This window comes from Chitinophaga sp., assembly GCF_035538455.1.
In the GTDB taxonomy this organism is placed as follows: domain Bacteria; phylum Bacteroidota; class Bacteroidia; order Chitinophagales; family Chitinophagaceae; genus Chitinophaga.
Window position 1 is genome coordinate 1 of the sequence record NZ_DATLKJ010000261.1, and the last position, 21,228, is coordinate 21,228.

Below are 21,228 nucleotides of genomic sequence, written 5' to 3' on the forward strand. Positions count from 1 at the left end.
AAATAACAATCAACTCACAAAAAATCATATATATAAATTATGTTAATTAATTGTTTATCTATATATTAGCCAACTGAAAAACCATCTGAAAATATGCCAGATTATACTTTTATCACTACTGAGGAAAACTTTCTTTTACAAGAGGCATTAAAAAGGAACAAACAGCAACTAACTAAATTTGCGTCGATAGGTGTAAGCCTGATGTTTGTGGCTGCTGTAATCCCTCAGCTTTACCTGTACACACATAACCGGCTTGGAGATGCAGATGAGTCATTGTTTTCATACAAGAATATCTGGTTCTGGGTATGGCTGATATGTTTTGTGATTGCGCTTGTGTTTGCACTGATCAAGGTAACGGATATACGCTACTGGGCCTTAAAGAAGGACCTGGTTGCTTTACAGAAAGGTACCCTGCAGGCGCCTATGGAAGCGGTGTACCTGGAGAACAACGATACACAGACTAATATTATGATACTTAACGAGAACAGGAAGAAACGCCTGTACTACTGGATGCGCGGAGCACTCGATGGCTACCGCGCCGGACAGGAGGTGGAAATCACCTACGCCCGCTATTCCCGTGTAATTATCAGCATACAGAAATTATAATCCAAAGCTGCCAATAGTCCTGTACGTTATACGTACAGGACTATACGATTTTATCAACCCCGATTAACCCATCAAGTGTAACATGTTTTTCATAAACCCTCTATCATACCTATCACGCCATGTTAAAACTTAACCACAACCGCCTGTTGCAATTTGCAGCAGCCCTGTTTTTACTGTCTGCCACCACAGCATGTAGCTCTAAGAAAGAAGATCCTGTGCCAGTAGATCCGCCAACCGGCCCTATCTATCAGATGAGAGCTGTGTATGTGAATGGCACCCGACTGGACAGTTTCATTTATGATAACGGCCTGCTTAAAACCGCCTGGTTCTACGATGAAAAAGGTAAAGACTGGGAGTACAGCAATTACATTTATAAAGATGGATTGGTCACCAGGTCTGAAAACTACCAGACCTCCAGAACTACCCAAAAAATGTTTCTTGCATCAATTGATTCTGTGGTGCGGAGTACCGGCAAGCTGGCTGTCTACCACAAATTCTTTGATGAGGCAACCGGTCAGCCCAGAGGCACGGATTCCACCAACACTGTACTCGATGCCTCCAACAGAATTGTGGCTATAGGGAGTAAAGACACCATTCGTACACAATGGAGCAAGTCAGTGGATTATATCCAGATAACCTTTACCGGCAACAATCTCACAATGTTTGACTATAATGGTTACTACGAGTCTCTCTCTGGTCCAGGCAGCAAGGATGTATTCACGTCAAAATACACATTGGAGTATGGGAACAACCGGAATGTCCTCTATGCTGAAATTCTCAAAAATCCTCCACTGGCACTGGAAGTATTGGATGTCAAATATCACTTTTTATGGGGAGCCAATGATGTGGTGAAAATGAAAATTATTGACGGAGATGTCCCTGGCGATATTATCATCACCAACAAAACAGTAAGCAACACCAATTACATCAGCGAACAATCCTACACATCACCGGAAGGTCCGGTGAAAATCACTTACACCTACAATGTATTGAACTAAGGAACAAAGAGAGTTAGCTATTAGCTGTCTGCTGATAGCTAACTCCACACAAATAATTATCTTCGCGAAAAATACATACGTATGGATCTCGCTCAATTCCAGGAATATTGCCTTTCATTACCAGGTGTAACAGAAGAATTTCCTTTTGGAGAAGAAACACTGGTATATAAAGTTTCCGGGAAGATGTTTACACTGACCAACATCGAAGAGTTTGAAAGCATCAATGTGAAATGTGATCCGGACGAAGCAGTAGAACTGCGCGAACGCTACGAAGGCGTAACTCCTGGCTACCATATGAACAAAAAACACTGGAATACCGTAGCTGTACGCGCAGGTATTTCCAATAAACTGCTGCAGGAATGGATCAGAAATTCATATGATCTTGTTGTGGCCAGCCTGCCCAAAAAAGAAAGAGAGAAACTCTTCAGGTAACCGTTCACCCATTTCTTCCTTCTATTCCCTGTTTTTTTTGGTACTTTAGCCCCTACCAAAAAATAATAATGTTTATGAGAAAATGGCTGCAGCTGGCCTGCGCCAGCCTGTTCCTGTTGCCGGTTACAACAAAGGCCGTTAACCAGGATTCACTCTGGATGCGCGAGCACTACACCAAAAAAGAAGTGTACATACCCATGCGGGATGGCGTAAAATTATTCGCATCTGTCTATATGCCGAACGACAAATCAGAGAAACATCCGATCCTGATGACGCGTACGCCCTACTCCGCCGGACCTTATGGCGATGACTTCCGCGCAATTTACCGCAATCACTACAACAAGTATCTGCACGAAGGTTATATCATGGTGATAGAGGACGTAAGAGGCGCCTGGATGAGCGAAGGCAAATTTGTAAACGTACGCCCTTTTAATCCTGACAAGAAAGGTAAGAATGATATTGACGAAGCCAGCGACACCTATGACACCATCGACTGGCTGGTAAAGAACCTTGAAGGTAACAACGGCAACGTCGGTATATTCGGTATCTCCTATCCCGGTTTCTACTCCACCATGAGCGCACTCAGCGGTCATCCTGCCCTGAAGGCAGTAAGCCCCCAGGCCCCCGTTACGGATTGGTTCATTGGTGATGATTTCCACCACAATGGCGCTTTCTTCATCGCAGATGCATTCTCTTTCTACACGGTATTTGATCACCCTCATCCTGCGCCTACTAAAGTAGGCCCAAAAGGTTATGATTATTACAGCCGCGATAACTACAAATTCTACCTGGAAACAGGCGCACTGAAAAACTTTGCAAAGATCATCGGCGATAAAGTTCCCTTCTGGCATGAGATGTACGCCCATTCCACTTATGACGCATTCTGGAAAGCGCGCAACGTACGCAACTTCCTGACCAATGTAAAACCCGTCATGCTGGAAGTAGGCGGTCTGTTTGATGCGGAAGACTGCTTCGGCGCCTGGAACACCTATAAAACCATTGAAGCAAAAAATCCCAAAGCAAACAATCGTATTGTAATGGGACCGTGGTATCACGGTCAGTGGGCCTCCAATGATGGTACCCATCTCGGCAATGTGCGCTTTGGCAGCAATACCTCCACTTACTATGCAGACAGCATCGAAGTGCCGTTCTTCAACTATTACCTGAAAGGGAAAGGACAAGCGCCGGATATTGCGGAAGCAACTATCTTCTTCACAGGTGAAAATAACTGGAGAAAACTTCAACAATGGCCTCCTGCACCTATACAGCAGCAACCGATCTACCTGCAGCCTGATGGCAGGCTGGCCTTCACCAAACCAGCTGCAGCCAATAGCTTCAGCGAGTACGTAAGCGATCCCGCGAAGCCCGTTCCTTATACGGAAGATGTACACTTCAACCGTACCATCACCTATATGACCGACGATCAGCGCTTTGCTGCACGCCGTCCGGATGTAGTGGCGTTTGAAACTACCGTGCTGGAAAATGATATTACACTGGCAGGTCCGGTAGTAGCAGATATTATTGCCAGCACTTCCGGCACAGATGCAGATTTTGTAGTGAAACTGATTGACGTGTTTCCCGATAACTTCACCTATGAAGAAGATGCGCCAAGCGAACATCGCAGAGTACCCTCTTCCACTTATCCGATGGGTGGTTACCAGATGATGGTACGCGGCGAAATCATGCGCGGCAAATTCCGCAACAGCATTGAGAAGCCGGAAGCCTTTGTGCCCAACCAGCCTGCAGAGGTGAAATTCACCTTACCGGATGTGGCGCATACCTTCAAAAAAGGACATAAGATCATGATACAGGTGCAGAGTAGCTGGTTCCCGCTCGTGGACCGCAATCCGCAGCAGTTCATGGATATTTACAATGCAGATGACAAAGATTTCAGGAAAGCTACCATCCGCATCTATCACGATGCGCAGCATCCTTCACATATAGAATTGCCCATACTTAAATAAATACCTAAATAACAAAATACCCAAATAACAAAATACTTCGGACTGTGGCCCCCGTCACAGGCCGATCTTTCCTCCGCCACCCCATTCAATCCAGTCGGCAGCAGCGCCGTTAAGCGTTTTCAGCCCTACTTGCAGGAAGCCATATTTGCTGACGTTATAACGCAAGGCAACCCTGAGGAACATGTCTCCCTTCTCCCCATCTCTTCGCCAGAAATAAGTACCTGCCTGTGTAACGATATCAAATCGCTGTATGTGCAGGATATGTCCGATATGTGCACCTGCCAGCATCTTATCAGATGTTCTCACCCGGCCAAAACGTTTGGCATAGATTGTACCCAGTGAACCATCATAAAAGCCATCGATACCGCCCCCGAAACTGCCGATATGATCGTAGCGCCAGCTATAGTCCAGCACTACCGATGCCGTTCCATAAAAACCGCCGTTGCTTTCATGGCTGTCGTTTTGCACAACGCCGAAAGCACCATACAGGCTTAGTTGTCCGCCATACCTCACCGGCTTCATCGGAGAGGTAATGAAGGTTGGTCGCAACGGCGCCAGGTAGGTGCTGTCTATCAGTTGCTGCACCACCTTGCGGATCGTGTTATAATGATAGCGTACGCCTATATTCACCCCGGCCATATTAAGTCCCAGGTTGGGCGTATGTGTGCGCCCATTGGAGAAGTGCGTAAGATCCACACCGTACATCAGGTCAAATTGTTCGGATACCTTCCACACGCCACCGGCGCTGAGGTTGAAGTACACATCCACTTTGGAGCTGATAGCGTCATTCAGCGGATTCGTTTTAGGATTGTAGGTGTTGAGATCATAGGTGAAGCCCAATGCAAGCCCGGCCTCGAAATGATGACGCTTGCGGCGGTGCAGCGGCACATTGAAGAAACTATATAGCCCGCTGGGATTGCCAAGTATAGTAGGATCACCTATCCAGCCAGTATAGAAACCCAGACCATAACTGGGATAGTTAAACGCCTTTTCCCAATCATGCATGCCGGTGGATTGCCAGCCAAGACGCACTTCCACAGACTCGTACCCTCTTTCAAGAAATTCGGAAAGGGCATCCCCGTTATAGAGATGCGAGCCACTGTGTATCTTCATCTCAATAAACTTGAACCGGCCAAGGTTGGGGTTCTTCTTAGCCCTGCTCCAAAGGTCAGTAACAATGGTATCCTGGGCTTGCAGCCAGTATGCGGTTAAGAGTAGCAAACAGGTTAGTAATATTCTTCTCATAGATTCACATCATGATAATAATGTACGCAGAGCCGGCTGAAGCAGATTTTTTGCATTACAGCAAAAGGCTTGCCTGGTAAATGGTTTATTCGTTAACTTGCGTAGACCTTGTCAAAAACAACCTTATTTTAAAATCAATATTACTGACAATTACACATTTATGTACAAAAGATATTTATTTTCAGGTATGCTGGGGTTACTCGTACTACCGGCCTTCAGCCAGACCAAGCCTGCACCTAAATCCAAACCTGCTGTGAAAGCCGCTGCAGGCACATCTGTCCTGAAAAGCAAGATAGATTCCGTAAGCTATGGTATCGGTCTGAATATAGCCGACAACCTGAAAGCCCAGGGACTGGAAAATATCAATGCCGCCCTGCTCACAAAAGCAATACAGGATGTGTTAAAGAACCAGAAATTAGTACTTTCAAAAGAGCAAAGTGATATGAGTATAAGTAACTACCTGCAAAAGCTGAAAGCTGAAAAATTTGCAAAGAACCGCGAAGCCGGTGAGAAATTCCTGGCAGAAAATAAAACCAAACCCGGAATCGTAACGCTTCCCAGCGGTTTACAGTACCAGATACTGAAAGCTGGCGATGGTCCTAAGCCTACTATCAATGATAAAGTCAAAACACATTACCACGGCACGCTGATCGATGGTACTGTATTTGACAGCTCAGTAGAAAGAGGCGAACCGATCTCCTTCCCGGTGAGCGGCGTTATCAAAGGCTGGACAGAAGCACTGCAGCTGATGCCGGTTGGTTCCAAATGGAAACTGTTCATTCCTGCTGATCTCGCATACGGCGATCGTCAGGCAGGCCCTAAAATTGGTCCTGGCAGCGCACTTGTATTTGACGTAGAACTGCTGGAGATCGTTAAGTAGGACGATGATTTTTGATGAGTGAGATAGAGATGAGGACATAAGATTACTTTTAGATAGAAAAGCGAAGGCCCGTTAAAGATCATACTTTAACGGGCCTTCGCTCTATGATGGAAGACTATTTCCAGATTCTCGGCCTCCTTTGTTCCAGCAGCATGAAATCCGCCAGTACCATGGCTGTAACGGCTTCCAGTACTACCGGTACACGCAGGGCAATGCAGAGATCATGACGCCCTTTAACACTGAAGGTTTCCACTTCACCGCTTTTAATGTTGAGCGTCTGCTGTTCCTTTGGCGTGCTGGACGTAGGCTTCACGGCTATACGGAAAACCAGCTGGTTACCGTTGGTGATACCTCCCACTACCCCGCCGGCATTGTTGGTAGCCGTTTTACCGATTTTATCGATGATGGGGTCGTTGTGTTCAAGTCCTTTCATTTTGGCCGCAGCGAAACCTGCACCAAACTCAACGCCTTTGATAGCCGGTATTGCAAACACCGCATGTGCCAATGCTGATTCCAGCGAATCAAAGAAAGGTTCGCCCAGGCCGATAGGCAGCCCGTCCACCGTGCATTCCACAATGCCGCCTACAGAATCCTTTGCAGCGATAGCTGCATTCAGGCCTTCTTCCGGATCCGCATAACCACCTACTTCCTTGATGAAGGCATTCACCTTTATATCTTCTCCCAGTATCTTCTTGGCAATTACGCCGGCAGCTACCAGATTCAATGTAAGCCTGCCACTGAAATGCCCGCCGCCACGGTAATCTTCAAAGCCGCCGAATTTCTCAGTAGCTACAAAGTCTGCATGGCCGGGCCTTGGGAACTCACGCAGTTTCTCATAATCTGTACTGCGTGTATTGTTATTTTCGAAGAGAATTGTCAGGGGTGCGCCTGTAGTATGATCATTGAAAACGCCGGATTTGATGAAAGGCAGATCCTCTTCCTTCCTGGGCGTAGTGCCTTTTGCACCGCCTTTGCGACGTTCCAGGTCTGCTAAGAAATCTTCCTGTTTCAAAGGAATACCGGCAGGAATGCCATCAATGTTCACGCCTACACTGGCGCCATGGGATTCCCCGAAAACGGTTACTCTGTATATTCTGCCAAAACTGTTCACAAGTTGATGATTTATAAGTTTAGCTGATAGCTATCAGCTTACTGCTACTGTATCTACATTTGCGCCTAATAACTGCAGGTGATCATAAAACTCCGGATAGGATTTATTGATCGCTTCCGCGTTTTCAATCACAACAGGACTGCTGGCAGTAAGCGCAGCTACGGCACAGGCCATAGCAATGCGGTGATCATTATGCGAATATACGGTAGCGCCCTTGATACCGGTGCCTCCATGTATCAGCATATAATCGCCTTCCAGGTCTATTTTTATACCCATCTTGCCGAACTCCTGCTGCAGGGTGAGACCACGGTCGCTCTCTTTATGAGCAAGACGGCTTACACCTTTTATCTTCGTAGTACCGTTACAGTTAGCAGCCAGCGCCACCAGCGGAGGAAACAGATCAGGACAGTCTGTTGCATCCATTTCAAATGGACGCAGACTATGCTTCTCGATATTGAAGGTAAACACACCGGGCAGGATATATGCGCCCGCTTTTTCCAACGCCTCCAGGATAGCCTTGTCTGACTGTGCAGAGGCGCTGTTGAGATGCTGTATCTCTGCTTTTCCTGCTACTGCAGCGGCTACCAGCAGGAAGGCGGCGCCGCTCCAGTCTCCTTCTACGGTATAGTCGCATGCTTTATAAGCCTGCTTCTTTCCGAAATGGAACTGTTCAAAATTTTCTTCTCTGACAGTAACACCGAAATGTTCCATCAGCTGAAGGGTTAACGCAATGTATGGTTTGCTTTTCAGATCCTTTACGGTGATGGTAACATCTTCTGCGGCAGCACCATAAGCCATCAGCAAGCCTGTCAGGAACTGTGAACTGAGTGAGCCGTCTATGGTGATGTTTTTGGGCTGCAGGGGTCCCTGTATGTGCAGTGGCAGCTTGCCGTCCTGTGTGGAACACTTTACATCCAGCTGAGGCAGCACCTCTTCAAAGAAATGCATGGGCCTGGTGGTGAGGCTGCCATGTCCCGAAATAGTGATAGCCAGTGAGGCCAGCGCAGCTATGGGTGTGAACATGCGGATACCTAGTCCGGATTCTCCACAGTTGATCTCATCATAGAAGGGCTTTACACCGTTACTGGTGATTTCAAAATAATCGTGTTCCCTTTTGATCTTTGCGCCCAGGTTTTCGGCTACTTCCAGTGCAGCCAGGCAATCATTGCTGAGGCCGGGGTTACGGATGATGGTCTTTCCATTTGCCAGCAGCGCTGCGGCTACTGCGCGCTGCATCGCGCTTTTGGATGGGTTGGCCGTAACGGCGCCCCTGATGCTGCCCGGTGATACAGTGACTTGCATAATATATTATCGTCCGCTTTATTAAGTTTAAAAATTACAGTTCCTCCATCAGCTGTTTCAACTCAGTGATAGGCACCGCCAATGTGGTGGCCTTTCCTATCTCTTCCAGCAAAACAAAATGGATGGCATCTTTATCGCGTTTCTTGTCCAGTTTGAAAATATCAAATACTGCTTCCTTATCGGATGTGAAAGCAACCGGCAAATGATAATCGCTGATCAGCCGGATCAGGCGCAACGTTTGTTCCTGCGGCAGCGCCATCAGCTTTTCAGAAAAGCGTGCTGCAGCTACCATACCAATAGCAACTGCTTTACCATGTGCAATATGCTCCAGCTTTTCTACAGCATGCCCCAGCGTATGCCCAAAGTTCAGCCAGCGACGCGGCCCGTTCTCAAATTCATCTTCCAGTACCACTTTCGTTTTCGCCGCTACCGATCTTTCCACGAGATGCTGCAATACAGCTACATCACGGGAAAGCGCCTTCTCACGGTTCACTTCCAGGTAATCAAATAACGGGGCATCCATGATGCATGCATATTTGATGATCTCTGCAAACCCGTTATGCCATTCTTCATCCGGCATAGTGAGCGGCAGCGCGTAATCGAAGAGAATAAAGGAAGGTTGACGGATAATGCCCAGCAGATTCTTATGCTTGCCGTGGCTTACCCCATTCTTGCCGCCAATAGACGCATCTACCTGCGCTAGTAAAGTGGTGGGCACAAAGCCGAACGGTATGCCACGCATATAAATACTCGCTGCAAAGCCGGCCACATCTGTGATCATACCTCCGCCAATACCTACCAGCGTAGTTTTACGGTCCGCCTCAAATGCTGCCAGTCCATCTATGATCTTTTCAACGGTGGCCATGTTCTTCACATCTTCACCCGCCTGCACCACTATTTTCTTCCAGTTATGTAGGTGATACCCATGATGTCTTTCCACATTTTCATCAATCACCACCACGGCCCTGTTCCTGTCTATATGATTACCCAGCTGCAGCAGGCTTTCACCTAACAGGTAAGTAGTTTCCTGCTGCTGAAACCGGTGAGTTTCTTTAATCATCTGGCTGTTAGCTTTTAGCTGTCAGTAAATGCCATCAGCAAACAGCTAATAGCTGTTTGCTATTAGCCGTTTTATTTCTCATCATTCATCACCCTGTTCTGACGGTTGATAGACTCAAGGTGTACCGCGTCAAAGTATTTCAGGATGAACTCTTTTGTCAGACCCAGTTTTTCGCCTTTAGCGATATTGCGGTCCAGTATTTCGTTCCAGCGGTTAGTCTGGAGAATGGTGATGTTATTTTCTTTCTTGTACAGACCGATCTTTTCAGCGATCTTCATACGGTTGCTGAGCAGCAGCATGATTTCATCGTCCACCTGGTTGATCTGAGCACGCAGTTTTTCCAGTGCAGAGTTGAAATCTTTCTTATCGGTATGCTCTCTTCTCCATACAATACCATCTAGCAGTTCTGCCAGTTTTTCAGGAGTAACCTGCTGTTTGGCATCGCTCCATGCGTTATCAGGATCCACATGAGTTTCGAGCATCAGACCATCGTAGTCGAGGTCAATTGCCTCCTGGGATACTTCCTGTAAGATATCGCGGCGGCCGGAGATATGGCTTGGATCGCAGATCATCGGCAATTCAGGCATACGGCGTTTCAGCTCAATAGCCAGGTGCCACATGGGAGCGTTGCGGTACTGCGTATTACCGTAGCTGGAGAATCCGCGGTGGATCAGACCTACCTTGTTAATACCTGCTTTCTGGATTCTTTCCACTGCACCGATCCACAGTTCCAGATCAGGATTGATCGGGTTCTTGATCAACACCGTAGTGTCCACTCCTTTCAGGGCGTCAGCCACTTCCTGTACAGAGAATGGATTCACAGTAGTACGGGCTCCTACCCAAAGAATATCTACACCGAAATGCAGCGCGTCTTCAACCTGTTTTGCAGTAGCTACTTCCACAGCCAGCGGCAGGCCGGTAAGTTCGCGTGCTTTCTGCAACCATGCAAGACCCTTGGTACCGATACCTTCAAAGGAACCGGGGCGGGTACGGGGTTTCCAGATGCCGGCGCGGAGCACATCCACTTTACCGGTTTTCTGTAAGGCCAGTGCTGTAGCTAACACCTGGTCTTCTGTTTCTGCGCTGCAGGGGCCTGAAATGATCAGCGGCTTCTTGTCAGAGGAAGGATCTGAGAATTTGGTCTTTGATAATATTTCTTCCATTGTCTGTACCATAGTATTGAAGTTAAGTAGATTGTTAGAATTTATTTATTTAAGGATTTTTCTGATTTTATTAGATTTTTGGATCAGCTTGTAGAAGGCATCATAGTCTTCTTCTTCCAGTAATGTTTTGATCTGTTGAAGCTGATTAATATGCTCATCCAGCACATCCAGCACATTATGGCGGTTATGCTTGAAAATGGGCACCCACATATCCGGTGAGCTTTTTGCCAGCCTTACGGTAGATTCAAAACCACCGCTCGCGAGCTCAAAGATACGGCCGGACTCTTTCTCCTTCTTCAGTACCGTCAGTGCCAGCGCAAAAGAGGTGATGTGCGAAATGTGCGAAACATAGGCAGTATGCAGGTCGTGTTCTTCCGCATTCATGTATACGGTACGCATCTGCAATTTGTCGACCATATCTTCCACCATTTCCAGTGCATCGTCATCGCTGTTCTTCACATCACACAGCACCATGGTTTTATGTGTAAAGAGGTTGCGTATAGCTGCATCCGGGCCGGAATACTCCGTGCCGGCCATCGGGTGGGCAGCAACAAAACGGCCGCGGTTGGGATGACCGGCAACGAGATCCAGAATTTTTTCTTTTGTTGATCCTACATCCATGATCACCTGACCAGGACGAACTTTATCCATAATTACCGGCAGCACCTGCAACAGTGCATCCACAGGGATGGCCAGTACAACGAGGTCTGAGCGGAGCATCGCATCTTCAAGTGATGCACCTTCATCAATAATGTTCAGCTCAATTGCACGCTGAAGATTCTCTGGTTTGTTATCCACACCGATGATACGCTCTGCAACGCCCTTCTCACGAAGGGTGATGGCCAGCGAACCACCGATCAAACCTGTTCCTAATATTGTTACAATCATTGCCTTGCTGTTTTAATCCTGTCAATGGCTTCCTGGAAAACCTTTTCATCCTGACAAAGGCTTATCCTGATATAGCCGTTACCGTTACTTCCGAATATTCCGCCTGGCGTGATGAATACACGGGCGTTGTGCAGCACCTCGTCGCTCAGTGTATAGCCGTCAGCATAAATCGCCGGAATTTTAGCCCATACAAACATGCCTACCTGGTTTTTATCATAAGTACATCCGAGGAGGTCCAGCAGCTGGAATACTTTCTCTCGGCGTGCACGGTATATTTTATTCAGGTCATCGTACCAGCTTTTATCGAGCTGTAATGCAGTGGCAGCAGCCATCTGCAGCGGCTGGAACATGCCTGAGTCCATATTGCTTTTGAAACGCAGCACCTCCGAAATCCAGGCAGCCTTACCCACAAGCATACCTACACGCCATCCGGCCATGTTGGATGATTTGCTGAGCGAGTTCAGCTCCAGCACCACATCTTTGGCGCCTTCAAACTGCAACAGGCTTTCCGGCTGTTCATTCAGGATGAAGCTGTACGGATTATCATGGCAGATGAGGATGTTATGCTGTTTGGCAAAAGCAATGAGCTTTGCGGCAAATTCTTTATTCACTTTAGCGCCGGTAGGCATATGCGGGTAGTTCACCCACATCAGTTTCACGCGGCTCAGATCTTTCTGCGCAAGGGCATCCAGATCAGGGAGCCAGCCATTCGCTTCTTCCAGGTCATATTCTACAATTGTAGCCCCGCTGAGGTTCACTGCTGAACGGTAAGTGGGGTATCCCGGATTAGGAATCAATGCCTCATCACCTTCCTGCAGGTACGTCATGCAGATGTGCATAATGCCTTCCTTAGAGCCAATGAGCGGCAGCACTTCCGTATCAGGGTTCAGCGTCACCTGATAGTAGCGCTGATACCAGTCGGCCATGGCTTTACGTAAAGCCGGGATGCCCTTGTACCCCTGGTATGCATGGGTAGTGGAGAGGGCAGCCTGCTCGTGTAAAGTAGCCACCACAGAGGGGTGAGGAGGGAGATCCGGGCTACCGATCCCGAGGTTGATCACCCTGGTGCCTGTCTGGTTCATTTCATCTATCTCCCTTAATTTCTTTGAGAAATAGTATTCTTCTGTACCCTGTAATCTTTTAGCAACCTGTATCTGCATAGCTGAAACTGATTAATGCGTTTTCCCTTTTTTATAAATACCCAGCACTTTCAGGTGTTCGGTAAGCGGTTCTATTTTGGTGAGCGCTTTTTCGAAGTGCGCCAGGTTTTCGAATTCCATATCGGCATGGAAATAATAGTTCCATTCTTTCGCCGGTATCGGAAAAGATTGCAGTTTGGAGAGGTTGATGCCTGCGTCTGCAATTCTGGTGAGCACTTTGGCCAGACAGCCGCGCTCGTGGCTGGTCTGGAAATATACGGATGCCTTATTGGCGTCAGGAGGTACTGGTACTTCGTTTCTTGAAAGTGCCAGGAACCTGGTATAATTGTTTTTATTGGTTTGTATGTTGGGAGCGATGATATCCAGTTCGAATATCTCTGCCGCCAGCTTCCCTGCAATGGCTGCCACGCTCTTCAGCTTTTTCTGGCGTACGTGCTTAGCGCTGAGGGCGGTATCTTCTGTTTCCACCAGTTTGATATGCGGGTATTTCTCCAGGAAATCCATGCACTGCAAAAGCGCCATAGGATGGGAATGCACTTCGCGGATATCTTCCATGGTCTGGCCTGGCAACAGCATCAGGTGCTGGTTGATCTGCAGGTATATTTCACCAATCACGTGAAGCCCGGAGTTTTTGATAAGGGTGTAGTTAGGCAGGATACTGCCAGCGATGGAGTTTTCGATGGCCATTACGCCCCCGTCCACGTCCGGTTGCTGTTTTACCTTGCGTATCAGCTCAGGAAAAGAGGCACAGGCTTCTATTTCCGATTGTTTACCGAAATATCCCTGAGCGGCTACCTGGTGGAAAGCTCCTTCGAATCCCTGTATGGCGATTTTCATGTGTATCTGATTGATTTTATTTTTTATAGTTGCTGTAGCAACTAGCTACCTGAAACAGAAAGGGCCCCGACCTGCGGGACCCTTTGCTTGTTACTTTTTATGTAAAGTTATTTTACTGCAAACGAGTCCCCGTCTTCTTCGCAAAAAAGAAGTAATAAAAATAATAAGTGTTAAATCGACGGTTAGACATATAGCGATATTTGATAATTAAAAAGGCCTCCCTTTCCGGGAGGCCTTTTTGTAGTCTTTTATTTTTTACTTACAAACGACCTCCCTATTCCTGGTACCAGAAATAATAAAAGCCAAAAAAGCCAAAAGTCGCTTGTGAAGTAGTCATTATGCTATGTTGCTTTTGAATGCACGACAAAAATACGTTACGATTTTAATTATCCAACCCCCTTATTCAAAATATAGGTTTTTTCTAATGAACCCCCTGGATAATTGAATATTTTCAAAACATTGAATAGTAAGCAGGATCAGGTTGGAAGAAAACCGCCTCATTGATGCATACCTGCTAAACACCCCATATCAAGTCCACATCAAGTCCACCTATACTCCTGTATTCTTGTACTGATCAGGGCTGTAGCGTGGTGGTTTTTCAGGAATAATCCCCGTCTTTCGTCCGGCACCGCTACTGACATCCGCTTTCAGGCAACATATTTGTATGGTAATCCTCCCAATGGCTTAATCCAATCCATTAAAGGAAAATAATATGTAATCGTATAGGAACAGGCATAAAAAAACCGTTCCGGTTTAAGCCGGAACGGTTGATATAAAACCTTTCGGTAATCTAATTAGTGTTTTGCAGCAGCAGAATCAACTTTAGCAGCAACTGAATCAACAGTAGCTTTAGCGCTGTCAACAACAGCTTTAACAGCTGAATCGCCTACGTGAGCAGCTGAATCGATAGCGCTGGTAGCAGTAGTAGCAGCAGAGTCAACAGCAGATTTGTTTTCACCACCACCGCAAGCAACTGCGAACAGACCAAAAGAAAGTGCTAAGAAACCAAATTTAATTACGTTCTTCATCGTACAATAATTTAAGGTGTTTTTTGAATGATTTACCCTTTATACCGGGATCAACAAAAGGTAACCCAAACTTTTAAAAATTTTTTTTTCGGTACTTTGGGTTACCAAATGCCTAATAATAGTATTAAGAGTGAAGCATAATCAAGACATAACAAGAGACCGGGAATTACTGCTGGGATTGGCAAAGAACGATGATAAGTCTCTGGAAACCATTTATTCAGAGAACTTTCCGGTAGTACTAAGGATGATCCTTCAGCATAACGGATCAGAAGACGACGCAAAAGATATTTTCCAGGAAGCGATCATTGTTCTTTATGAAAAAGCGAGCAACAGCGAATTTATTTTAACCAGCCGGTTAAAAACATATTTATATGCTGTGTCCCGCCACCTTTGGCTAAAGAAAATGCAAAGCACCTATGGAATATACGCCATTCCACCTGAAATGGAAGAAACGATCCCGGCAACAGAAGCATTAGATGACCACGAAGCCAGGGATGAACAGTTCAGGATAATGGAACGATCCATGGGAAGCATAGGAGAGCCTTGTAAAACCATCCTGGAAGATTATTACCTGCATAAAAGATCCATGCAGGAAATAGCAGACAAATTCGGTTATACCAATGCCGAAAATGCCAAAAACCAGAAATACAAGTGCCTTATGCGCCTGAAGAAATTATTTTTTGATCAGTATAATACATCACTATAAGCAGCAAACGGCTATGAAAGAAGATATGATCTTATTACGTGAAATTGAACGTTACCTGGAAGGGGAAATGAGCGTACAGGAAAAAGCCGCTTTTGAAGAACTGCGCCGCAACAACCCTCTCATTAACCAACAAGTGGAGGAACACATTTTCTTCCTCCAGCAACTAGGAACCTTTGGCCAGCGTCAGTCTCTGCAGGATAAAATGGACAGGATACACCAGCAACTGGATATGCCTACCCTCCGCAAACAAGCCGCTGAAGCTACCCATACAGCCAAAGTGGTTTCCATCCGCCGCAGAACCATTACCAACCTGGCAGCCGCTGCCTGCATTGCCCTGGTAACATCCCTGTCTACCATTGCTGTCATGCAGAACGCAGCCCGGAAAAATACTACCGCTCAATATGAGGACGTAAGACGGGTTTTGAACAACATTCAACGCTCCCAGAACGCTCTTATAAAAGATATTAACAACAACAAGAATAAAGCGCCCCTTAATCCGGGCACATACGGAGGTACCGGCTTTGCAGTTTCCGGCAACGGCTATATAGTTACCAACTATCATGTAGTTGCCGGGGCTGACTCCGTTTACGTACAGAACACCAAAGGCGAAGCTTTTAAAGCAGTCAGCGTATTTGAAGATATTTCCAGCGACCTGGCGGTATTAAGAATTGCCGACTCCACCTTCAAAGGCCAGCCACTACCATACGCATTCAAGCCTCAAACCGCTAAAGTAGGTGAAGAAGTCTTCACTATGGGATTCCCCCGCGATGAAGTGGTTTATGGCAAAGGTTACATCAGCGCCAGAACAGGTTTCAACGGCGATACTACTGCCTACCAGGTATCCATCCCTGTGAATCCCGGCAACAGTGGCGCTCCCCTCCTGGACAATAAAGGAGATGTGATCGGTATTGTTACCGGCAAGCAGACCACCTCAGATGGTATTGCCTTCGCTGTAAAATCTGCTCACCTGAAACGCCTGCTGGATGAAATGGCTAAAGATAAAGGCACAAAGAAAGAATGGGCCTCTCACCACCCCAGCCACCTCGATGGTCTAAACCGGGTAGATCAGATCAAAAAACTCGAAGACTTTGTGTACCTGGTGAAAGTGTACAACTGATTTTATTTAGGTATGTAGTTATTTCTTTTTACTCCACACCTTGTATCTGTCGGTGATCCAATACAGCAGATCATTGTTACCCAATAAACGTATAGTTCCATAATCAGGGTAGTTGTCGCGCATAAACAGCTGCAGTGAATCACCTTTCAGGCCTGTTACCTGGCTCACCAGCACCGGCGTGAAACGGGAGTCAATGTATTTTTCCTTCTCCATGTCTTCATAATTCTTCTTAAACTGCCGCTTCTGCTTTTCACGCTTTGAAAAACGGGTAATCGGACTGAAAACGATCCCGGCGCCAACAGGGGTGCTCTCACCTACCAGGTGTTTATCCGGCAGGTCAAGCAGGTATGCATACTGACGACGGCGCTCCATGGAGTCCAGCTGATAAGGTGTATACTGTGAAGTGATCTCCACGCCTTTCAGGAACTTACCGGCCACCACCAGCTTTACATTCACGGTTTCGGTGCCTTCATTCCGGGCGACCCTGAAAGTATCAGGCAGATACCCCACGAAAGAGATCACGATCCTGTCGTTACGGGATGCCTGTATTTTATAGAAACCACCCTGGTCAGACTGGGCGTGCCTGCCGGTGTTGACGTTTGTTATAGTCGCGTAAGGCAATACCAGCCTGTTGCTGTCTGATACCTGCCCCGTAACCGTAACCTGCGCCTTTACCAGTTGTACGGACAACATACTGAGTATACAGCCTAATGCAATAATGCGCGTGAGTACCTTCATAAAATTTGAACCTGTTTAAAAATCCTGACTATCCTTCCTCTCCTGAACAAACACTTCAGTATGTACATTGTTCATCTCCTAATCCATTCACAAATTAAAGAAAATTGTATTGGCAAAAATGAAAAATCCTCCGCTTTGCAGCCGGAGGATTTCCATCATTATTATCAGAATGAGATCAGACAGTGATTTTGATACGGGTATCAAATGTCCTGCTTTCTCCCGCTGCGAGGGTAACCAGTCCCAGCCCATTATTGAATGCATTGGGTGCGCCGCTGAGGTTTTCCACTGCAATACTTTTGCGATGCGGGGGAATATACACCTGCAGAACGGGATAGTTGTCACCAGGAAAGAAAGCAATGCTGATATTCTTTACAGGGTCCGTCAGGGTAGCTAACGGTTGCGCCTGCACGAAATCCAGCACAAATGAATTATCCAGTTCCACCCCTGCCAGTTTTTTACCATGAACGAATTCAGTGAAGGGCAGCACCTTTCCGGTAGGAATCAGTTTCGCATCAAACTCCACAATCTCTTTTGATGCAAAAGTGAGCACGAGCTCATCAACCGGCGTTCCTGTGGCAAAGTACGGATGCCAGCCATCCATCAATGGGATAGACACTTTACTGCGGTTAGTCACCTGTGTGGTAACTGTCAGGTCATTTCCCGGACGCAGTGTATAGGTGGCTTCACAATCATAGCTGAATGGATAGCCCGTATCTCCTTCATTAAAGCTGTAAGTGAGCGTAATCGAAGCGCTGTTGCTATCAGCCTGCTGCGCTTTTACAGTGAATGCGGCATCATATAACAAGCCGTGGATAGCATTTCCCGGCGCAATAGTTTTTTCAATACTGTAGGTAGTACCTTCCCATTGATATTGCGCATCTTTTATACGGCATGCGAAAGGACTCAGTTTCACATTCTTAAAACTATCGTGCAGGTTGTTCTGCAGATCTTCCACACTGCTGTAGCTGTCTATCAGGTTGATGGCTTCACCGTTGCGGTTCACTTTAAATGCATGAAGGAGCGCACCATGTGCAGGCACTATCTCTACCTGTGTGCCGGATTGCTGATCTACCAGGGCGATGATGTCAAACCCATCCTGCTGAAACGTTTGTATGGTCATAATAGATTTTTATCAGATACATGCGTTGATTAGATTCTCCAGCCATTCCTGTTTGCCGCTCACAAGCACCGGCTCTCCGTTCGCGATGGCAAAAGTACGCAGATCTTCCAGCGTGAGGCCGCCTTCTTCAAAGGCTTTACCCTGGCCGCTGTTAAAGGATGCATAACGATCATGACGGAACTTGCGGTAAGCCGTCTGCGTCAGCACTTTCTCTGCGATGACAGCAGCACGGGCGAACGCATCAATACCGCCGATATGGGCATGGAATATATCTTCAAGGTCTGTTGAATTGCGGCGGGTTTTAGCGTCGAAATTAACGCCGCCGCTGCCGAAGCCACCGGCTTCCAATATGATGAGCATGCTTTCCACGAGATCATTGAGGTTCATGGGGAACTGGTCAGTATCCCATCCGTTCTGCTGATCGCCGCGGTTGGCATCTATGCTACCCAGGAAACCTGCATCAACAGCCACCTGCAGCTCATGCTGAAAGGTGTGCCCTGCGAGGGTTGCATGGTTAACTTCTATATTCAGTTTAAAATCTTTGTCGAGGCCGTAATGCCGAAGGAAACCTATCACTGTGGCGCTGTCGTAATCGTATTGATGTTTTGTAGGCTCACAGGGTTTAGGCTCTATGAGGAAAGTTCCGGTGAATCCCTGTTTGCGTGCATAATCGCGGGCCATAGTGAGGAAGCGTGCCAGGTGTTCCTGTTCACGTTTCATATCAGTATTGAGCAGGGTCATATAGCCTTCGCGGCCGCCCCAGAACACATAGTTCTCACCTTTCAGCGCAATAGTGGCATCGAGGGAGTTTTTCACCTGTGTGCCGGCATGAGCCACCACAGAGAAATCCGGGTTGGTAGCTGCGCCATTCATATAACGCGGGTTGCTGAAAACATTGGCAGTGCCCCAGAGCAGCTTAACGCCTGATGCCTGCTGTTTTTGTTTTGCATAATCCACAATCTGCTGCATACGGCTTTCGTATTCAGCAATGTTGGCGCCTTCATCCACAAGATCTACGTCGTGGAAGCAGTAATAAGGAAGCCCCAGTTTAGTGATGAATTCAAACGCCGCATCCATTTTGTCCTTTGCGCTCTGAATGGGATCTGTGGCCGCGAGCCAGGGGAATTTTTTAGTGCCGGGGCCGAAGGGATCCCCACCGGTGCCGCAGAGTGTGTGCCAGTAGGCCACCGCAAAGCGGAATAATTCTTTCATTGTTTTGCCTGCCACGAGACGGTTTTCATCATACCAACGATAGGCCAGCGGGTTGTCCGACTGCGGACCTTCGTATGGAATACGGCCAATGCCTTTGAAATACTCATGGTTACCAAGTGTAATGCTCATAAATGTGGATTTTAAAATGTCGTATAGTAGTAACCGCTAGGGCAACATACGGTGCAACCCTTCCAGCCAGGAGAAATAAATCTCTCTGTATTGCTTGCTGCGGGTAGCATCCGGCTCTATTACGGCGAGGCACTCCATGCCTCTGAATGCATTGTTCATATCCAGGTGAGAGGCCCCTACAGCCGCTCCCCGTGCAGCGCCCTGGGCGCCGTCTGTATCGTATAATTCAATTACTGCTTCGGATGTATCCGCAAATACCTGGCGGAACAACGGGCTAAGAAACATATTGGCATGGCCAGCCCGTACCCGTTTTATATCCAGCGACATATCCGCCATGATATCCATACCATATTTAAGACCAAACACAATCCCTTCCTGCACAGCACGCATCAGGTGCGCCGGGCTGTGACGATTGAAATCGAGATGGCTAACGGAAGCGCCTATACTTTTATTTTCCAGTATCCTCTCCGCGCCATTTCCAAAGGGATATACCCGCAAACCACCAGCACCTGCCGGCGCCCCGTTTGCAACGCTATTCATCTCTTCATAAGAGACATTACCCAGGATATTTTTAAGCCAGCTATTGGCGATACCCGTACCATTGAGGCACATGAGTACGCCGTTACGCGGTTGCGCTGCAGTATGGTTTACATGCACAAAAGTGTTCACACGGCTCTTCGGATCGAAAGTATTTTGATCGTGCACAGCATACACCACACCTGAAGTACCTGCGGTGGTGGCAGCTTCGCCAGGTTGCAGCACATTCAGCGAAAAGGCATTGTTGGGCTGATCACCGGCACGGTAAGTGACAGGTGTCCCTGCTTTCAACTGCAATGCAGCAGCTGCGGCAGCAGAGAGTGTTCCCTGCAGTCCGAAGACCGGCGCCAGTGGCGCCAGTAGTTCATCCGCAATATGATAATGGCGTAACAGAGCTTTGTTGGCAGCGCCTTCCCTAAAGTCCCAGAAAGTGCCTTCCGACAATCCTGTAGCAGTAGTAGCAATTTCGCCAGTCAGCTTCATGGCGATGTAATCGCCGGGCAGCATAATCTTATGTATGCGCTCGTATACCTGCGGTTCATTTTCGCATACCCATCGCAGTTTGGATGCGGTAAAATTTCCCGGAGAGTTCAGCAAATGTGTCAGGCAATATTCTTCTCCCAACTCCTTAAAAGCATTGTTTCCAATGTTCACTGCCCGGCTGTCGCACCATATAATGGCAGGACGCAATACCTCCTGATTCTTATCTACACATACAAGTCCGTGCATCTGGTAGGCGATACCAATACCACCTACCGCTGCGGAATCAAAAGGATACTGCTTTTGCAGCAGGCTGGTAGCATTGATCAGCTCCTGCCACCAACTTTCAGGGTCCTGTTCTGCCCAGCCGGTATGTGGCGCCCGGATGGGCATTTCCTTTGCCGGACTGGATGCAGCCGCTACACATTTGCCACTCGCCGCATCCAGTAAAGCTGCCTTCACAGAAGAGGAACCTATATCAAAACCAATAAAATACATTTTCTCATTTATATAGG

The 21,228-nt window shown here is 47.3% G+C and carries 20 protein-coding genes; 7 read left to right on the forward strand and 13 right to left on the reverse strand.

Annotation, left to right across the window (positions count from 1 at the left end; all coding sequences use genetic code 11):
* The first annotated feature begins 93 nt into the window (after positions 1 to 93).
* The 4 genes from VM802_RS30005 to VM802_RS30020 all read left to right on the forward strand — a co-directional run bounded on the left by VM802_RS30005 (position 94) and on the right by VM802_RS30020 (position 4,000).
* A complete protein-coding gene (locus tag VM802_RS30005; protein WP_325537808.1) occupies positions 94 to 606 on the forward strand; it encodes a hypothetical protein in 513 nt (170 codons plus the stop codon).
* A 119-nt stretch (positions 607 to 725) separates the two neighbouring features.
* Entirely contained in the window at positions 726 to 1,604 is an 879-nt protein-coding gene (locus VM802_RS30010; RefSeq protein WP_325537810.1) for a hypothetical protein, read from the forward strand.
* A gap of 81 nt (positions 1,605 to 1,685) precedes the next feature.
* Positions 1,686 to 2,036, forward strand: coding sequence for an MmcQ/YjbR family DNA-binding protein (locus VM802_RS30015; protein WP_325537812.1), 351 nt, complete (start codon positions 1,686 to 1,688; stop codon positions 2,034 to 2,036).
* A 74-nt stretch (positions 2,037 to 2,110) separates the two neighbouring features.
* Complete coding sequence (locus tag VM802_RS30020) at positions 2,111 to 4,000, forward strand: CocE/NonD family hydrolase (RefSeq protein ID WP_325537814.1); 1,890 nt, start codon at positions 2,111 to 2,113, stop codon at positions 3,998 to 4,000.
* 54 nt (positions 4,001 to 4,054) lie between these two features.
* Here VM802_RS30020 and VM802_RS30025 read toward each other — a convergent pair whose 3' ends face one another.
* Entirely contained in the window at positions 4,055 to 5,245 is a 1,191-nt protein-coding gene (locus VM802_RS30025; RefSeq protein ID WP_325537816.1) for an acyloxyacyl hydrolase, read from the reverse strand.
* A 160-nt stretch (positions 5,246 to 5,405) separates the two neighbouring features.
* Here VM802_RS30025 and VM802_RS30030 point away from each other — a divergent pair, with 160 nt between their 5' ends.
* Positions 5,406 to 6,125: an FKBP-type peptidyl-prolyl cis-trans isomerase gene (locus VM802_RS30030; RefSeq protein ID WP_325537818.1), complete on the forward strand. Its 720-nt coding sequence runs from the start codon at positions 5,406 to 5,408 to the stop codon at positions 6,123 to 6,125.
* 115 nt (positions 6,126 to 6,240) lie between these two features.
* On the opposite strand, the gene VM802_RS30035 is transcribed toward VM802_RS30030, so the two are convergent.
* The 8 genes from VM802_RS30035 to VM802_RS30070 all read right to left on the reverse strand — a co-directional run bounded on the left by VM802_RS30035 (position 6,241) and on the right by VM802_RS30070 (position 14,674).
* Positions 6,241 to 7,236, reverse strand: coding sequence for a chorismate synthase (locus VM802_RS30035; protein ID WP_325537820.1), 996 nt, complete (start codon positions 7,234 to 7,236; stop codon positions 6,241 to 6,243).
* 33 nt (positions 7,237 to 7,269) lie between these two features.
* Complete coding sequence (aroA, locus tag VM802_RS30040; protein WP_325537822.1) at positions 7,270 to 8,538, reverse strand: 3-phosphoshikimate 1-carboxyvinyltransferase; 1,269 nt, start codon at positions 8,536 to 8,538, stop codon at positions 7,270 to 7,272.
* Positions 8,539 to 8,572: 34 nt separating this feature from the next.
* Entirely contained in the window at positions 8,573 to 9,598 is a 1,026-nt protein-coding gene (aroB, locus tag VM802_RS30045) for a 3-dehydroquinate synthase (protein ID WP_325537824.1), read from the reverse strand.
* Positions 9,599 to 9,669: 71 nt separating this feature from the next.
* Entirely contained in the window at positions 9,670 to 10,773 is a 1,104-nt protein-coding gene (locus VM802_RS30050; protein WP_325537826.1) for a chorismate mutase, read from the reverse strand.
* 33 nt (positions 10,774 to 10,806) lie between these two features.
* On the reverse strand, positions 10,807 to 11,649 hold the full coding sequence (locus tag VM802_RS30055; RefSeq protein ID WP_325537828.1) for a prephenate dehydrogenase: 843 nt from the start codon (positions 11,647 to 11,649) through the stop codon (positions 10,807 to 10,809).
* Positions 11,646 to 12,809: a pyridoxal phosphate-dependent aminotransferase gene (locus tag VM802_RS30060; RefSeq protein WP_325537830.1), complete on the reverse strand. Its 1,164-nt coding sequence runs from the start codon at positions 12,807 to 12,809 to the stop codon at positions 11,646 to 11,648. The genes VM802_RS30055 and VM802_RS30060 overlap by 4 nt, the downstream gene beginning before the upstream one ends.
* Positions 12,810 to 12,821: 12 nt before the next feature.
* Entirely contained in the window at positions 12,822 to 13,646 is an 825-nt protein-coding gene (locus tag VM802_RS30065) for a prephenate dehydratase (RefSeq protein WP_325537832.1), read from the reverse strand.
* Positions 13,647 to 14,440: 794 nt separating this feature from the next.
* The gene (locus VM802_RS30070; protein ID WP_325537834.1) at positions 14,441 to 14,674 is read right to left on the reverse strand and encodes a hypothetical protein; all 234 of its coding nucleotides are present in this window, start codon (positions 14,672 to 14,674) and stop codon (positions 14,441 to 14,443) included.
* A gap of 130 nt (positions 14,675 to 14,804) precedes the next feature.
* On the opposite strand from VM802_RS30070, the gene VM802_RS30075 reads away from it, so the two are divergent.
* Together VM802_RS30075 and VM802_RS30080 are read left to right on the forward strand one after the other, a co-directional pair.
* Complete coding sequence (locus VM802_RS30075) at positions 14,805 to 15,380, forward strand: RNA polymerase sigma factor (RefSeq protein WP_325537836.1); 576 nt, start codon at positions 14,805 to 14,807, stop codon at positions 15,378 to 15,380.
* A 13-nt stretch (positions 15,381 to 15,393) separates the two neighbouring features.
* Positions 15,394 to 16,497, forward strand: coding sequence for a S1C family serine protease (locus VM802_RS30080; protein WP_325537838.1), 1,104 nt, complete (start codon positions 15,394 to 15,396; stop codon positions 16,495 to 16,497).
* 18 nt (positions 16,498 to 16,515) lie between these two features.
* Here VM802_RS30080 and VM802_RS30085 read toward each other — a convergent pair whose 3' ends face one another.
* The 4 genes from VM802_RS30085 to VM802_RS30100 all read right to left on the reverse strand — a co-directional run bounded on the left by VM802_RS30085 (position 16,516) and on the right by VM802_RS30100 (position 21,211).
* Entirely contained in the window at positions 16,516 to 17,235 is a 720-nt protein-coding gene (locus VM802_RS30085) for a carboxypeptidase-like regulatory domain-containing protein (protein WP_325537840.1), read from the reverse strand.
* 175 nt (positions 17,236 to 17,410) lie between these two features.
* The gene (locus VM802_RS30090) at positions 17,411 to 18,355 is read right to left on the reverse strand and encodes an aldose 1-epimerase (RefSeq protein WP_325537842.1); all 945 of its coding nucleotides are present in this window, start codon (positions 18,353 to 18,355) and stop codon (positions 17,411 to 17,413) included.
* A 12-nt stretch (positions 18,356 to 18,367) separates the two neighbouring features.
* Positions 18,368 to 19,696, reverse strand: a complete 1,329-nt coding sequence (xylA, locus tag VM802_RS30095) for a xylose isomerase (RefSeq protein WP_325537844.1) — start codon at positions 19,694 to 19,696, stop codon at positions 18,368 to 18,370.
* A gap of 36 nt (positions 19,697 to 19,732) precedes the next feature.
* Positions 19,733 to 21,211 carry a xylulokinase gene (locus tag VM802_RS30100; RefSeq protein WP_325537846.1) on the reverse strand — a complete coding sequence of 493 codons (1,479 nt, stop codon included), beginning with the start codon at positions 21,209 to 21,211 and terminating at the stop codon, positions 19,733 to 19,735.
* Positions 21,212 to 21,228 lie beyond the last annotated feature (17 nt).